The following is a 16151-nucleotide window of genomic DNA, read 5'->3' on the forward strand; positions in this document are numbered from 1 at the left end:
ACCCGCCCGATCAGGCTCAGCTCTGCAGCGGCCCGAGGTTCAGCTTGTCGCCGTCCTGGGTGACGGCGTACTTCGGCAGCGGCTTGACCGCCGGCCCGTTGACCACCGCGCCGGTCGCGGCGTCGAACCGGGAACCGTGGCAGGGGCAGTACAGCTGGCCGTTCTTCGGGGCGTCGACCGCGCAGCCGGAGTGGGTGCACACCGCGGACAGGCCGCAGTACTGGCCCGCCTTGGGCTGCACGATGTAGACGGCGTCCCCGGTGGCCGGGTCCTTGACCTGGGCCGAGCCGCCGACCGGCACGCTCGCGGCGGCCACCGAGGGGGCCGGTCCGGACTGCGCCGGGGTGGTGGCCGGGGCCGCGGACTGCTTGGGCGCGGAGTGCTTGGCCCGGCCGAAGGTCCGGGTGAGCGAGCCGGTGAGCAGCCCGGCGCCGCCGATCGCGACGGCGGCGATCCCGCCGTCCACCAGCGCCCGGCGCCTGACGCGGTCCTCGCCCAGCCCGCGCCCCCGCTCCCGGCCGGCCCGCCGGGCGAGGTAGCCGTCCACCGACAGGTCCGGGGTGCCGGCCAGCAGCAGCGGCGTCCAGGCCATCAGGTAGCCGAGGTCGTTGCCCAGGTAGTAGGGCGAGACGCTCCAGCTGATGGACAGCCAGAGGCTGAGGTTGATCAGCGCGCCGCCGAGCGCCGCGACCCGGCCCCAGAGGCCGAGCAGGGTGCCGAGGCCGACCGCCAGCTCACCGAAGGCGACGGCGAGCGCGAACAGGGTGGGCGCGTCCAGGGCGGCGCCGAGCAGGAAGGAGATCGGGCTGCCGCCCCTGGCCGCCTGGGTCTGCGAGACGAACGACGCCGGGTCGGCCGCCCCGGCCAGGTAGTGCGCGTCGGACAGTTTGTCGAGGGCGGCGTACACGAAGGTGACGCCGAGGAAGAGCCGCAGCGGCAGCAGCGCGTACCGGGACGCGGACGCCCGCCACTGCGCCGCCCGGTCGGCCGGACCGGCCGCTCCCCCGTCGCCCGCTTCCCCGTCACCCGCCACGGAGTTGCCAGCCTCCGACATCGCTCACACCTTCCCTCGCGGCCCGCCACTCCCTGACAGGTCCGGTCCGCATTCTGCCCGCTCCCGATCGCTTTCGGTGGGAGGTCCCCACCCCGGCGGCGACCGCCCCACCGCGAACGGCCGCGCCGCCGTTCCCTGGTACGGGAACGACGGCACGGCCGTTCAGCAGCGGCTCAGCGGCCGGCGGGAGTGCTCACTCCCACTCGATGGTGCCCGGCGGCTTGCTGGTGACGTCGACGACGACGCGGTTCACGTCGCGGACCTCGTTGGTGATCCGGGTGGAGATCTTGGCCAGCACGTCGTACGGCAGGCGCGACCAGTCGGCGGTCATGGCGTCCTCGGACGAGACCGGGCGCAGCACGATCGGGTGACCGTAGGTGCGGCCGTCGCCCTGCACGCCCACGCTGCGCACGTCGGCGAGCAGCACGACCGGGCACTGCCAGATCTCACGGTCCAGGCCGGCCGCGGTCAGCTCCTCGCGGGCGATCGCGTCGGCGTCGCGGAGCAGGTCCAGCCGCTCCTGGGTGACCTCGCCGACGATCCGGATGCCCAGGCCCGGGCCCGGGAACGGCTGGCGCTGGACGATCTCCTCCGGCAGGCCCAGCTCCTGGCCGACCATCCGGACCTCGTCCTTGAACAGCTTGCGCAGCGGCTCGACCAGCTGGAACTGGAGGTCCTCGGGCAGGCCGCCGACGTTGTGGTGGGACTTGATGTTGGCGGTGCCGGTGCCGCCGCCGGACTCCACCACGTCCGGGTACAGGGTGCCCTGGACCAGGAAGTCGACCGACTCGCCGTGCTCGCCGGCCTCGGCGACGATCTCGGCCTGGGCCTGCTCGAAGACCCGGATGAACTCCCGGCCGATGATCTTGCGCTTCTCCTCGGGGTCGGTGACCCCCTTCAGCGCGTTCAGGAAGCGCTCCGCGGCGTCGACCACCTTCAGCTGCACGCCGGTGGCCGCCACGAAGTCCTTCTCGACCTGCTCGGTCTCGCCCTTGCGCATCAGGCCGTGGTCGACGTACACGCAGGTCAGCTTGGAGCCGATGGCCTTGTTGACCAGGGCCGCCGCGACCGCGGAGTCCACGCCGCCGGAGAGGCCGCAGATCGCGCGCTTCTCGCCGACCTGGGCGCGGATCAGCGCGACCTGCTCCTCGACCACGCTGCCGGTGGTCCAGGTCGGGGCGATGCCGGCGCCGCGGTAGAGGAAGTGCTCCAGGATCTGCTGGCCGTGGTCGGAGTGCAGCACCTCGGGGTGGTACTGGACGCCGTAGAGGCGGGCCTCGTCGTTCTCGAAGGCCGCGACCGGGACCACCGCGGTGGACGCGGTGACGGTGAAGCCCTCCGGGGCGGCGGAGCAGGCGTCGCCGTGCGACATCCACACCGAGTGCTCCGCCGGAACGCCCTCGAACAGGGTGGAGCCGGTGCGGCTGACGGTCAGCGGGGTGCGGCCGTACTCGCGGGCGCCGGTGTTGTCGACCGTGCCGCCGAGGATCTTGGCCATCAGCTGGAAGCCGTAGCACATGCCGAAGACCGGGACCCCGGCCTCGAAGATCGCGCGGTCGAGCTGCGGCGCGCCCTCTTCGTAGACCGACGACGGACCGCCGGAGAGGATGATCGCCTTGGGGTTCTTGGCGAGCATCTCGGCGACCGGCATGCTGCTCGGCACGATCTCGCTGTAGACCCGCGCCTCACGCACCCGACGGGCGATGAGCTGGGCGTACTGGGCGCCGAAGTCGACCACCAGGACGGTGTCGTTGTCCGGCGCGGACTGGACGGGAATTGCAGAGGACACAGACGGCCTTCCGGCAGCGGTACGAGAGGTGTCACACCGAACCGCTTCCCCGGCGGGGGCCGCGGCGGCGACGGGTGGGGGTGTCTGGACACCGATTCTACCGGGCTGTCCGGTTTCACTCGTCTGCCCGTCCAAACGACCGTGACCGGGCGGGGCCGCCTTTCGTTGCTTCAGACGACCGTACGACCGCGCCGCGCCCGCCAGACGCGCCGCCTTCGCCCCGGCCAGGGGCGCCGCCGTACGGACTGCAGGACCACGCGTGGAGCTTCATCCCAGTCCACCGGCGCATGTGGCACCGCCGCCCCGGCCCCGCCGGGAGCGCGGTGCCGTGGGACCGTGCGCGGGTGCCGCGGCCGGACAGCAGGGGACAGCGACCCCGGCCGCGACTGGACCGAGAGGTGGGACGGCCGGTCCCCGGGGACGCCCGGGCCGGTCGTCGCACCCCCCGCCGCGAGCCGGGCACACCCGGGCGCACACCCTTCCCCGTCCCGCGCCGCTACGCGCGTCCCCGTGCGCTGCAGCCACCCACACCACTACGCACCGTGATCATCGACGCCTCGCGTCGGCACCTGCCCGCAACCGCCCGACGGGGCGGGGCGAGGCCCGCACCCGTGCCCGGGCCACACCAGGGAGTCGGCACCCGCACCAAATGCGCTGGGCCGAACTGTGCCGAATCGGTTGCAGAGCAAGCCCTTCGTCCAGCACGATGCTGCGTGGAAGCGGTTCTCCCGGCGGCCGGCAGGCTCACCGCGGAGACCCCGACCGCTGCCGCCGCACTGGGCGACAGCCCCGTACGTCACCTCACGCTCCGTGAGCGAAGGCCCGGCGCAGACCTGCGCGCCGACCCGCCGCACCGCGAGCGTGTGCGCCCCGCGCCACCGGCCACCCACGCCGGCCCGCGACGGCGCGACCCCTGAGCCGACCGACCCGACGGCGCCCCTCCCCCGGCGCCGTTACCCCCAGCACCGGCGCAGCCCTGACGCCGCGTGCTGAGCGACAAAGGGCCCCGTTCCCCCGCGGGGCCCTTTGCCCTGTCCGGGCCGCTCCGCCCACGGACGCTCCGCTCAGGGCTGCTCCGCTCGCGGCTGCCCGGCTCAGGGCTGCTTGCGCCAGACGCTCGGATCGACCGGCTCCTCGGCCGGCGAGCCGGGCGGCGGCACCAGCGGCGCGTCGTCCGAGCCGACCACGTCGCCCACCGCCGCCCCGGAGGCGTACGGCTGCGGCTCAGGCCCGGCCTCGTACGGCGCCCCCGGCGACGGCACCGCGCCGTACGGGGGCGCGCCGTACGGGGGCGCGCCGTAGGCGTCCTCGCGGGCCACCGCGCCCCGGCCGCGGACGGCCGCCAGCAGCGGCGGCACCAGCAGCGCGCCGATCGCCGCCCAGACCAGGTTGGCCACCAGCACGCTGGCGAAGCCCAGGCTGATCGAGGTCTCCCGGGACAGCACCGTCTGGTTCGCGAAGGTGTTCCACCCCGGGGTCGCCGAGGACGTCGAGGTCGTCATCAGCGCACCGCCCACCGCCATCAGCGCGGTGAGCGCCACGGCGTGGACGGCCGCCAGCCGGAGCCGGTCGGCCGCGTCCAGCCGCCGCCGGTACGCCGACCAGCCGAGGACGCCCGCCGTGGCGAGGGCCAGCAGGCCGGTCCAGCGCCAGTCGGCGGTCTGGTCGTGCAGGTCGAAGAAGGAGACCTCCATGCTGTCGGGGGTGTCCTGCCAGTCGCCGCCGATCGCGGCCGCCGCGTCGCTCGCCCCGCCGCTCGCCCCGCTGAACGCCTGCAAAGTCGCCCCCGAGCCCAGGCCGAGCAGGCCCAGGCCGAGGTTGGGCAGGAAGGCCGCCGAGACCGGTGTCTGCCAGCCCTCCTCGCTGTTGACCGCGACCAGCACGAAACCCGTCACCGAGGCCAGGCCCAGCGACAGTGCCAGCGCCCGGCCGCCCGTGAGCGCGGCGACCGCCCAGCCGCGCACCGCCCGGCTGCGCCAGGCGGCCCAGCGCAGCGCGTCGGTGCCGTGGACGGCGAAGGCCGTCAGCGCGGCGAGCAGGGCGGTCCAGCCGGTCGCCTCCAGCCAGCCGGAGTCCACGGTGTACGTCACCCCGAGGGCGCGGCCGACGAGGCCGGTGCGCTGCGGCTGCCAGGACGTCCCGCCGGCCAGCCCGAGCAGCGCGGTCACCGCCGCCAGGACCACCGCGGTACGCAGCGCCTCGCCCGCGGCCTGGGCTCGGGTCAGCTGGAGGCCGGCGGCCCGGCGGCGGCGCGCCCCGGTCCGCAGGCCGAGCCAGAGCGCCAGCGCCCACAGCACGGTGACCGTCAGCGGCACCGCCCGGAACAGCGCGTCCATGCCCTCCGCGTCGCCGCGCCGCAACGCGCTGGTGTACCCGAGCTTGAACGGCGCGCCGAGCGCGCTCAGCGCCATCGACAGGGCGGCGCCGAAGCGCTCGCCGAACCCGGGCGCCCGGACCAGGTAGGCGTACTGGTAGTCGCTCGGGATCGCCACGATCAGCGCCGCCAGCAGCAGCACGGCGGTCGGGGCGGCGGCGACCAGGAGCGCCGGGCGCCAGTCCGCGCCGAGCAGCTGGCTCAGCACGGTCGGCCGCCCGGCCCGCGGGTCGTACGGCTGCCCGGCGCCCCAACTGCCCAGCGTGGGCGGCCCGGCGGGCTGCGGGTGGCCCGGGCCGTAGCCGGGCGGCGGGCCGTAGCCGGGCGGCGGGCCGTAGCCGGGCGGCGGAGGCGGCGGAGGCGGCGGCGGGTACCCGGGCGCGGCGGACGGCGGACCGTACGCCGGCGGGGGCGGTACGGGAGGCGGTACGGCCGGCGGAACGACGGGAGGTACCGCGGGCATGGCGGCCGTCGGCGGGGGCGGCGTCAGCGGCCGCCCGCACGAGACGCACGCGGACGCCCCTTCCACCGATGCCGCGCCGCACGATGCGCAGATGGCCATGGACCGGTTTCCCCCCGCTCGACGAGTTCCTGGTCCCCCAGAAAGCCCGTTTATCCCATCGGATCCGAACGAATGTCAACCGGGTACCGAGCCGGGCGGGTTGGCCCGTCGAGGCCTGCTCATCCGCGCTTCTTCGGGACCTCCGGGACGGGCAGCAGCGGCAGTCGGAGCGCGCCGAACGCGTCCTCCGGGACGGCCGGCCGGGCCGGCGCCACCGGGGCGACCCGCCGGTAGGCCTCGCCCTGGGCCGGGCGGCGGTCCGCCTCGCCCTTGTTGGGCCACATCGACATGGCGCGCTCGGCCTGCGCGGTGATGGTCAGCGAGGGGTTCACCCCGAGGTTGGCGGAGACGGCCGCGCCGTCGACCACGCTGATCCCGGGGTGGCCGTACAGCCGGTGGTAGGGGTCGACCACGCCGGTCTCGGGGGCGTCGCCGATCGGGCAGCCGCCGAGGAAGTGGGCGGTCATCGGGATGTCGAAGATCTCGCCGGCGCTGCTGCCCGCGAAGCCGTTGATCTGCTCGGCCAGCGCCTGGGCGCCCTGTTCGGCGGCCGGGATCCAGGTCGGGTTGGGGGCGCCGTGGCCCTGGGCGGAGGTGAGCCGGCTCTTGCCGAGCAGGTCCTTCTTCAGCGAGACGGTGATCGAGTTGTCCAGCGACTGCATCACCAGGCCGATGATCGTCTTCTCGGACCAGCGGTGCTGGTTCATCGAGCGGGCGAAGGTCACCGGGTGGCGCACCGACCCGCCCAGGTAGCGCAGCCAGCGCGGGGCCCGTCCGCCGCCCTTGACCTGGGCTATCGACAGCGCGCCCATCGCGTTGGAGCCCTTGCCGTAGCGGACCGGCTCGATGTGGGTGCTGGCGTCCGGGTGGATCGAGGAGGTGATCGCCACGCCCTTGGTGAAGTCCACCCGGCTGCCGTAGCGCCGGTCGGTGGTCTGCGCGCCCACCAGCGCCTCGGAGTTGGTGCGGGTCAGCTCGCCGAGCCGGGCGGAGATCCGGGGCAGGTGCCCCCCGTCACGCATCCGGTGCAGCAGCGACTGGGTGCCGTACGTCCCGGCCGCGACCACCACCCGGGCGGCGGTGATGGTCCGCGCGCCCGCCTTCACCCGGTCGGTGCGGGAGCGGGAGTCGGTCCGGCGCACGTCCACCGCGTAGCCGTGGCTCCCGTCGGCTCCGGGGAGCTCCCGGATCCGGGCCACCGTGGTGAGCGGGTGGATCTCGGCGCCGCCCCGCTCGGCCAGGTGCAGGTAGTTCTCGGTGAGCATGTTCTTGGCCCCGTGCCGGCAGCCCGTCATGCACTCGCCGCACTCCACGCAGGCCTTGCGGGCCGGCCCGGCACCGCCGAAGTACGGGTCGGCGACCTCGTCCCCGGGCGCCGCCTTGGCCCTGCCGCCGGCGTCCCGGCCGTCCCCGAAGAAGACCCCGACCGGCGCCATGTGGAAGGTGTCGCCCACCCCCATCTGCTCGGCGGCGGCCTTGAGGTGCACGTCGGAGGGGGTGACGGTCGGGTTGAGCCGGACCCCGAGCATCCGCTGCGCCTGGTCGTAGAACGGCGCCAACTCCTCCTGCCAGTCGGTGATGTGGCGCCACTGGCGGTCCTCGAAGAAGGCCTTCGGCGGCACGTACAGGGTGTTGGCGTAGTTCAGCGAGCCGCCGCCGACCCCGGCGCCGGCCAGGATCAGCACGTTGGCCAGCAGGTGGATCCGCTGGATGCCGTAGAGGCCGAGCTTCGGCGCCCACAGGTAGTTCGGCAGGTCCCAGGAGTTCCTGGGCAGTTCGTCCCGCTCGAAGCGCCGACCGGCCTCCAGGACGGCGACCCGGTAGCCCTTCTCGGTCAGCCTCAGCGCGGCGACCGAACCACCGAAGCCGGAGCCGACCACGACCACGTCGTAGTCGAACTCCGCCGCACCGCCGGACTCCACCATCTGCCACTGCTCCTTCGGGACACGAACCTGACTACGGGACGGGCGGACCTGACTGCGGGACGGGCGAACCTGACTGCGGGACGGAACCTGGCTGCGGGACGGTCGGATCGGACCACCGGCCGGGCCGACTCCGACCCACGGGGACGAACCGCCGGCCCGGGACGGCTACTTGAACCTTCGGCCCGGGACGGCTACTTGAACCTTCGGCCCGGGACGGCTACTTGAACCGCAGCGCCTTCAGCACCCGCAGCCCGCCGGTCATCACCGCGGCGAACTGCCGGTCGTCCAGCCCGAACGAGGGCGCGATCGGCATCAGCCGCTGGGTCGCGACGGTCTGTGCCTCGGTGAAGCGCAGGATGCCCTCGGCGCCGTGGCGGCGGCCGAGCCCGGAGTCGCCCATGCCGCCCATCGGCGAGCCGATCGAGCCGTACGCGGCCGCGTAGGCCTCGTTGACGTTGACCGTGCCGGTGCGCAGCCGGGCCCCGACCGCCCGGCCGCGCCGGGTGTCCCTGGTCCAGACGCTGGAGTTCAGGCCGTACGGCGTGGAGTTCGCGGCGGCCACCGCCTCGTCGTCGGTGTCGAAGCGGTAGACGGAGACGACCGGGCCGAAGGTCTCCTCGCCGCAGACCGCCATGTCCGGGGTGACCCCGTCGAGGATGGTCGGCTCGAAGAAGTACGGGCCGAGGTCGGGCCGGGCCCGGCCGCCGGCCAGCACGGTGGCGCCCGCCTTGACCGCCTCCTCCACGTGTCGGGTGGTGGTCTCCAGCTGGCGGACGGAGACCAGCGAGCCCATGTCGGCGCCGTAGGCCAGGCCGCCGCCGAGGCGCAGCGCCCGGGTGCGGGCGGCGAAGCGCTCCAGGAAGTCGTCGGCCACCGAGCGGTGCACCAGCAGCCGCTCGATCGAGATGCACAGCTGCCCGGCGGAGGAGAAGCAGGCCCGCACGGCGCCCGCGGCGGCCCGGTCGAGGTCGGCGTCGGAGAGGACCAGCATGGCGTTCTTGCCGCCGAGTTCGAGCGAGGCGCCGACCAGCCGGGCGGCGGCGCGCTGGGCGACCTCCCGGCCGGTGCGGGTGGAGCCGGTGAACGAGACGTAGTCGGCGTGCTCCACCACGGCGGGACCGATCACCGGGCCGTCGCCGATCACGACCTGCCACAGGTCGGCCGGCAGCCCGGCCTCGATCAGCAGCTCGCGGGCCCACAGCGCGGTCAGCGCGGTCTGCGTGTCCGGCTTGTTGACCACGGCGTTGCCTGCCGCGAAGGCGGGCAGGACGTCGCCGACGGACAGCTCCAGCGGGTAGTTCCAGGGCGAGATGTGGCCGACCACGCCCTTGGGCCGGCGGGCCTCGACCGCGTGGGTGAGCACCGGCAGCGCCCCGCCGCGCCGCTTGTCCCGGAGGTAGCCGTGCGCGGCCCGCCCGTAGTGCCGGGCGGCCATGGCGACGGCCAGCACCTCCTCGAAGGCGTGCAGCCGGGCCTTGCCGGTCTCGGCCTGGACGAGGTCCAGCACCTCGTCCTGCCGCTTGAGCAGCAGGTCGTGGAAGCGCAGCAGGACGGCCGCCCGGCGGCGCACCGGCAGCGCGGCCCAGGCCGTCTGGGCGCGGCGGGCCAGTTCGAAGGCGACCTCGACGTCGGCCGGGGTGGACCGCGGCAGGCTCGCCAGCCGCTCGCCGGTCAGCGGGGCGACGGTCTCCACCAGGCTGGGCTCGCCGGTGGCGGTGACGCCGGCGGCCAGCCGGGCGACCAGGGACGGCGGGACGGCCGCCGCGACGGTCCGGCCCCCGCCGGGGGCGGGCGGGTTCCCGGTCGCGGGGTGTTCGGTGGCCGCTGCGCCTGCTGTGAGGTCCGACATACGGCGCAGCCTAGGCGCTCGGCGGCCGGTCCGGTACCCGTCGGTAACAAGAATCTGCCGCGGCCGGGTGGAGCGGGCTCCCCCCGGTCAGCGGGTCGGCGCGAAGTAGTGCAGCACCGCGTTGAAGCGCTGCTCCGCCTCGTTCCACTCGTTGCCCCGGTCCGGGCTGGACGAGTAGATCGCGTAGCTGGTGCCGTCGTCGTCGATGAACTCGGCCTCGACCGCCCGGCGCCGGCCGCCCTCCTTGGCGAGGTAGCTGAACTCCCAGACGGCCGCCTCGTGGCCGTTCACCGCGACGCCGGTCATCTTGTGCTGCTTGTACTCCTTCAGGTTCTTGGAGACGGTGGCCTCCATCTGCCGCAGGTGGTCCAGCGGCTTGACCGACTGGCCGACGGTGACCGCGAACTGCAGGTAGTGCACCTTGTTGTCGGGGCTGTAGTAGACCTGGTTGTCGGGTGTGGCACTGCGCTGCCAGGCCGGGCTGACCGAGGGCAGCGGGAAGCGGAAGCCGGCCGGGTCGTCGACCCAGTGGTAGCCGTTGGGCGCCGCCGGCCCCGGGCTGGCGCCACTGGTGGGGTCCGGGTTGACGGAGGCGGTCGGGACGGGCTCGTCGGCCGTGGAGGCGGCGACGTGCCCGGTGGTGGTGTTCCGGGTGGCGAGGAAGGTCGCGCCGGCCGCCAGCAGGCCGACGGCCACCGCGATCACGACGATCTTCAGGGTGCTGCGGCGCTTGGCCGGCCCGCGCGCGGGCGTGACGGGGTGCGCCACCGGCGCGACCGCTGCGGTGAGCGCCGCCGCCCCGTCGGCCGCGCCCCCGGTGGTGTCCGGAACGGCCCCCGAGCGCACCCCGGTCGGCTCCTCGGCCTCCTCCACCGTCGTCCCCGGCGCGGCCTCCTCCGCGTGGTCCTCCGCCGCCGCCGGGCGCTCGCTGCGGTCCACCACGGGCACCGACTGGGTGGGCGCGCGCAGCGGCGCGACCGACTTCAGGCCGATCGTGTGCCCGGCCTTCACCTCGGCCAGCATCCGGGCGGCCTCGTCCGCGTTCGGCCGCTCGGCCGGGTCCTTGGCCATCAGCGCGGCCAGCACCGGGCCCAGCGGCCCGGCCCGGAGCGGCTCCGGCAGCGGCTCACCCACCACGGCGGCCAGTGTGGTGATCGGCGAGGTCCGGCGGAACGGCGACTGGCCCTCCACCGCGGCGTACAGCGTCGCCCCGAGGCCCCACAGGTCGGAGGCCGGCCCGGGCCGCTCGCCCTGGGCGAGCTCCGGCGCCAGGTAGTCCGGCGAGCCGACCAGATCGCCCGGCCGGGTCAACTCGGCCGAGCCCTCGTACGTCGCGATGCCGAAGTCCAGCAGCACCACCCGCCCGGTACCGCGCTCCAGCAGCACGTTGGCCGGCTTCACGTCGCGGTGCAGGACGCCGAGCTGGTGGCCGCGGTGCAGTGCGGCGAGCACCTGGCTGCCGACCTCGGCGACGGCGCGCGGCTGCAGGGTGCCGTCCTGGCTGATCACGTCGGCCAGCGAGCGGCCGTCCACCAGCTCCATGACGATCCACGGCCGGCCGTCCTGCTCCAGCACGTCGTGCACCGTGATCACGCCGGGGTGCTTGATCCGGGCGGCCGCGCTGGCCTCCCGCTTCATCCGGGCGTGCAGGATCTGCAGCTCGTCCTCAGGCAGGTGGTTGACGGTCAGTTCCTTGACCGCGACCTCGCGGTTCAGCATCCGGTCCCAGGCCCGCCAGACGGTCCCCATCCCGCCGCGGCCGAGCCGGTCGCCCAGCTCGTACCGCCCGGCCAGCAGCCGCTCCGTCTCGGCCGTCTCCGGCCGGTCCTGCACGCCCATCGGCGACCACTCCCCCTCACATCCGTCTGCCGTCACAGCGACGGAGGGCCTGGTGCAGACCACTGTTCGAACAAATCCCACGCACACATTAGGCGCACCTTGCCAGCCCCGGTAATCACGCTCACCCGTCGGACCGACGGCCCGGGACACTCCGGGGCCGTCAGCCTGCGAACAGCACCACCGCGGTCACTCCCAGCACCAGCAGCAGGAACACGCCCCCGACCAGCAGCGGGCCGAGCAGCGCCGGAGGTATCCGCGGCGGCCGCACCTCGTCCGGCCGCCCGGCGCCCGCCCCGGCGCCCACCCCGACGTTCGTACCCACGACGACCTCCGGCCGCCCCCGTCCACCACCCCGCCCGCGCCGACGCCGCACCAGCGGGGCCTCCGGTCTCAGCACCAGCGCCCGCGCCGCCCACTCCTCGTCGACCGGCTCCGGCGCGCCCGCGAGCAGCGCCGCCAGCTCCCAGCGGGCCTCCTCGGCGGTCGGCCGCAGCGAGGGGTCGGGCTGCAGCAGCCGCTCGACCAGCGGCGCCAGCGGCCCGCAGGCCGCGGCGGGCTCCCGCCGCCCGTCCCGGACCGCCGACACCAGCTCCGGCACGCCGCCGTCCGGGAACGGCGAGCGGCCGGTGACCAGCCGCTGCACCAGCACCCCGAGCGCCCAGCAGTCGCCCGCCGGGCCGCCGTCCAGCGGCCAGCGCTCCGCCACCGGGCCGACCAGGGTGGCCCGCACGTCGTACCGGCGGCGCCCCCCCGGGCCGCCGAGGTCCTCGGCCAGCGCCTCCTGCGCCACCCCGGACAGCAGCCCGCCGAGCATCGCCGCGCCGTCCTCGCAGACCAGCACGGACTCGGGGGTCAGGTTCCCGTGGACGAGTCCGTCCTCGTGCAGCGCCCGCAGCGCACCGGCCAGGTCCGCCGCCAGCTCGGCCGCCCGGTAGGGCGGCACCGGTCCGGCCGCCACCAGGTCCGCCAGCGTCATGGCGCCCGGCCGCTCCTCCACCGTCCACAGCAGTTCGCCCTCGACGAAGGCACCGAGCCCGCGCAGCAGCCGGGGGTGCCCGGTCGGCGCGGACGAGCCGACCGCCGCCACCCGGCGGACCAGCCGGTCGGCGTGCGCGGGCACCTCGCCGTCCAGGTCCTGACCGGTGGTCAGCAGCGCGGGCAGCTCCAGGGCGCGCAGCAGCACGGACTCCCCGGTGCGGTCGTCCACCGCCAGGGCCCGCAGGAGTTCGGGACGGTCCGTCAGCCGGTACCGTCCCGCCAGCAATTGCCCCGGGCCGCCTCGCATGCCAGTTCCTCTCGCTCACCGAGCAGCCTACTGAGCGGCTCCTTTACGCTCGGTCCCATGGACTGGACCGATCTGATCGACACCGCCTTCAAGGTGGCGGGAAACAACAGCCAAGCCCATCAGGCCGAGGCCGTGCGCACCGTGGAGGCGGCCGTCATCGACGGCGAGAATCCGGTCGCCTCGACGGCCGGGCGCCATCCCGACCACTTCCGCAAGGGCGTGCTCGTCCTCACGACCCACCGACTGCTCTTTCTCAAGGACGGTAAACCGCCGGTCCCGGTTCCGCTTACGGCGGTCACGGACGCGGCCGTGGCCAGGACCAAGCTCAACGGCGACGTGCTCACCGTCGTCGCGCTGACCGGCTCGCACCGGTTCGAGGACGTGGCCAAGGCCGACGTCTTCGCCGAGCAGCTCCGGGAGGCCGCCCGGCTCGCCCGCAAAGCCGCGTCGGCCGCCCGCCCGGCGGCCGACACCGCCCCCGCCGACCTCAGTGCGGGCGACCAACTCCTCGGCCAGCTGGAGCGGTTGGCCGCCCTGCACGCCTCCGGCGCGCTCACCGACGAGGAGTTCACCCGGGCCAAGGCCCGCCTGATCGGCTAGGCCCTGCCCGGCCGGGGCCATGGCCTACGGCGCGGGCTGGAAGCTGGCGAAGGCCGTGTCCCGGGCCTGGGAGTTGGCCGGGGCACCCCAGTCCGCGTCCGGGGTGATCCAGTAGATCGCGTAGCCGTACTTGGCCGGGTTCCCGGTGACGAAGCCCCGGTTGAGCGAGTGCGTGCGCGGCGTGCCGCTGATCCACTCCCAGTCGGCCGCGTTGCTCCACTGCCGGTAGTTGATCGCGGCCAGGTTGACCCGCTGGTAGTTGGTGACCTTCGAACGCAGGCCCGGCTCGGACTCCTGCCAGTCGGCGACGGCGCTGGGACCGGGGCTGGTGGTCCACTCGATGGTCAGGGTACTGCCGTTGCCCTTGAAGATCCGGCGGACGCCCTCCGAACCGGCCGGCTGGAGCCAGTCCGGCAGGACGACCGAGAAGCCGGTCGGGTCCTTGTACTCGTGGTAACCGGCCGGCACGGCGGTCCCCGGAGGGGTCGGGCTCTGCGCGGGGGTGGTGGCGGGCGAGCCGGCGGCCGGCGGGTTCGCCGCGGAGGGGCCGGGCGTGTCGGCCGGTTTGTCGGGGGCCGGCGTGTCGGTGGCCGGCTTCTCCGGGGCGGGCTTGTCGGTGCCCGGCTCCGGCTCCGCGGGCGGAACGGACGCGGCCGGGGTCCCGCTCGGCCCGGTCTCGGGGCCGGTCGAGACCGACGAGGTGGCGCCCGCACCGTTCGCCGACGAGTCGTCCCCGTTCCCGACGGCCTGGAGCACCGCGACCACCCCGGCGATCAGCAGCAAAACCAGCACCACGGTGACGACGGCCAGCCGCCGCCGTCCGTTGCGCGGGTCGGCACCGGCCGCCTGCGTGGCGCCCAGGGTCCACTCGCTGGTCACCGGCCGGATCGGCTCGGCCCCCGGAGCCGGACCCGACGCCGAGCCCGACGCCACCTCCGAGGACGGCGAAGCGGGCTCGGGCGCCGGCTCCACGACGGGCTCCGCCGCGGCGGCGGGCTCCTCGTCCTTGGCCCGGCTGCCCACCCGGACCGTCCCCAGCAGCCCGCCGATGGACCGCTTGCGGCCCTCCTCGGCCTCCGCCGGGGCCTCCTCCGGCTCCACCGCGGCGGTCGGCCGCTCGACCGGCAGCGCGTGCACGGTGGTCGACTCGGCCTTCGAGGTGGCCTCCGCGACGACCCGCTTCAGCATCGACCGGGTCTGCGAGGCGTCCAGCCGCTCGGCCGGGTCCTTGGCGAGCAGCCCCTCGATCACCGGCTGCAGCGCCCCGGCGTTCACCGGAGCGGTCAGCTCCTCCGTCATCACCGCCGTCAGGGTGGCCAGCGCCGAGCCCCGGTCGTACGGCGGCCGGCCCTCGACCATCGCGTACAGCGTGCCGCCCAGCGACCACAGGTCGGCCGGCGGCCCGGGCTTCTGCCCGCGGGCCCGTTCCGGGGATATGTACGAGGGCGCGCCGACCAGCATGCCGGTGGAGGTGACCGAGGCGTCGCCCTCCACGCTGGCGATGCCGAAGTCGGTGAGCACGACCCGGCCGTCGTCGCCGATCAGCACGTTGGACGGCTTGACGTCCCGGTGCAGGATGCCCAGCGCGTGCGCGGCGCTCAGCACGCCGAGCACGTCGAGCGCGATCTCGGCGGCCCGGGCGGGGGCCAGCGGCCCGTCCTCCCGGATGACGTCGGCCAGCGAGCGGGACTCGACCAGCTCCATGACGATCCACGGCCGGTCGTCCTCGTCGACCACGTCGAAGACGGTGACCGCCGAGTTGTGCCGGATCCGGGCGGTGGCCTTGGCCTCGCGCAGCGTCCGGACGATCAGCCGGTGCTTCTCCTCCTCCTCGACGCTGGCGTTCATCCGCAGTTCCTTGACCGCGACGGTCCGCCCCAGCATCTCGTCCTCGGCGCGCCAGACGGTGCCCATGCCGCCGCGCCCGAGCACGCCGTTCAGCCGGTAGCGGCCGGCCAGGAGGCGGCCGGTGGAACCCTGCGCCTGGGTCATTCGGAACGTTCCCCCATGTGCTGCTGGCGGTCGTGGTGACGGCGTGTCGGCCCGGCCTCAGGCCCGAACGCCCAAGTCTCCATCATCCCCTGTCCCCGGGGGCCGGGACCACCCGGCCCCCGCACCCGATCCGGGGCGTGCCGGATCGGGCTCGGCGCTCCGTGCCCGATCTGTGATCGAAAACTCGCCAAGATCTGGCCGGGGCGCTGCTACCGTTCGGCAGCTCATCGTCTTTCCGGGGGGATCCGACGCCCATGACCGCACCCGCACCGGGCGCTGACGGCCAGTCGGGCCGGCCGCGCACCGCCCAGCACTACTCGGTCACACCCACCCTGGATTCCCCCGAGGGCTACGTCGCGCCCGGTATGCCCGGTGTCCCGGTGGCCGGATACCTCCCCGCCGTCCGCTCCCACCGGACGGGCCCGCACCGCCGCACCGCCCTGGCGGTCGCCCTCGCCCTCCTCGCCATGCTGCTCGGCGGCCTGGCCTACGGCTGCGCGCCGGCCCGGGCCGCGGACAGCCTCGGCTGGCTGGCCATCGCCCTCGCCGCCCTGGTCGCCTTACCGCTCGGCCGACTCGGCGGCCGCAGCCGGGTGCTGCCGCTGCTCGGCGCGCTGCTCGCGGCCTGCGCGCTGCTGCTCGGCCAGCTGACCGGCCAGCTCCGCCGGGTGCACGCGGCCGGCCCCGGCCCGCGCGGCCTGCCGCACGACGCCCTGGCGCACTGGCGCGCCGAGCTGCGCGCGCTCGACCTCGCCTTCTACGGCATCGCCCTGGTCGGCGGCTTCCTCCTCACCCGCCGCACCGCCAACCGCGGCTGACTCCGATCCGGACAGCCCGAGGCCCCCGCCGGCCGAACCGACGGGGGCCTTCACCACGACGCGT

Annotated in this window: 10 protein-coding genes; 2 read left to right on the top strand and 8 right to left on the bottom strand. The window is 75.0% G+C overall.

The genetic code is table 11. The annotated features are described in order from the left end of the window. Positions 1 to 16: 16 nt before the first annotated feature. The 7 genes from ACIOGZ_RS14300 to ACIOGZ_RS14330 form a co-directional block, all read right to left on the bottom strand. Positions 17 to 1054, bottom strand: coding sequence for a Rieske (2Fe-2S) protein (locus ACIOGZ_RS14300; protein WP_400986072.1), 1038 nt, complete (start codon positions 1052 to 1054; stop codon positions 17 to 19). 193 nt (positions 1055 to 1247) lie between these two features. Beyond that, on the bottom strand, positions 1248 to 2843 hold the full coding sequence (gene guaA, locus ACIOGZ_RS14305; RefSeq protein WP_363580166.1) for a glutamine-hydrolyzing GMP synthase: 1596 nt from the start codon (positions 2841 to 2843) through the stop codon (positions 1248 to 1250). Positions 2844 to 3937: 1094 nt separating this feature from the next. After that, a complete protein-coding gene (locus ACIOGZ_RS14310; RefSeq protein ID WP_400986074.1) occupies positions 3938 to 5680 on the bottom strand; it encodes a hypothetical protein in 1743 nt (580 codons plus the stop codon). 218 nt (positions 5681 to 5898) lie between these two features. Continuing rightward, the gene (locus ACIOGZ_RS14315; protein WP_363630708.1) at positions 5899 to 7704 is read right to left on the bottom strand and encodes a GMC family oxidoreductase; all 1806 of its coding nucleotides are present in this window, start codon (positions 7702 to 7704) and stop codon (positions 5899 to 5901) included. 217 nt (positions 7705 to 7921) lie between these two features. Next, positions 7922 to 9553 carry a succinic semialdehyde dehydrogenase gene (locus tag ACIOGZ_RS14320; protein WP_363580160.1) on the bottom strand — a complete coding sequence of 544 codons (1632 nt, stop codon included), beginning with the start codon at positions 9551 to 9553 and terminating at the stop codon, positions 7922 to 7924. 87 nt (positions 9554 to 9640) lie between these two features. After that, a complete protein-coding gene (locus ACIOGZ_RS14325) occupies positions 9641 to 11392 on the bottom strand; it encodes a serine/threonine-protein kinase (RefSeq protein ID WP_363580158.1) in 1752 nt (583 codons plus the stop codon). Positions 11393 to 11552: 160 nt separating this feature from the next. Then, entirely contained in the window at positions 11553 to 12677 is a 1125-nt protein-coding gene (locus ACIOGZ_RS14330; RefSeq protein ID WP_363580156.1) for a protein kinase domain-containing protein, read from the bottom strand. Positions 12678 to 12734: 57 nt separating this feature from the next. On the opposite strand from ACIOGZ_RS14330, the gene ACIOGZ_RS14335 reads away from it, so the two are divergent. Continuing rightward, complete coding sequence (locus ACIOGZ_RS14335; protein ID WP_363580154.1) at positions 12735 to 13277, top strand: SHOCT domain-containing protein; 543 nt, start codon at positions 12735 to 12737, stop codon at positions 13275 to 13277. A gap of 24 nt (positions 13278 to 13301) precedes the next feature. Here ACIOGZ_RS14335 and ACIOGZ_RS14340 read toward each other — a convergent pair whose 3' ends face one another. Beyond that, positions 13302 to 15269 carry a protein kinase domain-containing protein gene (locus tag ACIOGZ_RS14340; RefSeq protein ID WP_363580152.1) on the bottom strand — a complete coding sequence of 656 codons (1968 nt, stop codon included), beginning with the start codon at positions 15267 to 15269 and terminating at the stop codon, positions 13302 to 13304. Positions 15270 to 15523: 254 nt separating this feature from the next. On the opposite strand from ACIOGZ_RS14340, the gene ACIOGZ_RS14345 reads away from it, so the two are divergent. Then, positions 15524 to 16087, top strand: coding sequence for a hypothetical protein (locus tag ACIOGZ_RS14345; protein WP_363580150.1), 564 nt, complete (start codon positions 15524 to 15526; stop codon positions 16085 to 16087). The last annotated feature ends 64 nt before the right edge of the window (positions 16088 to 16151 follow it).

The organism is Kitasatospora sp. NPDC088160, from assembly GCF_044741445.1.
In the GTDB taxonomy this organism is placed as follows: domain Bacteria; phylum Actinomycetota; class Actinomycetes; order Streptomycetales; family Streptomycetaceae; genus Kitasatospora.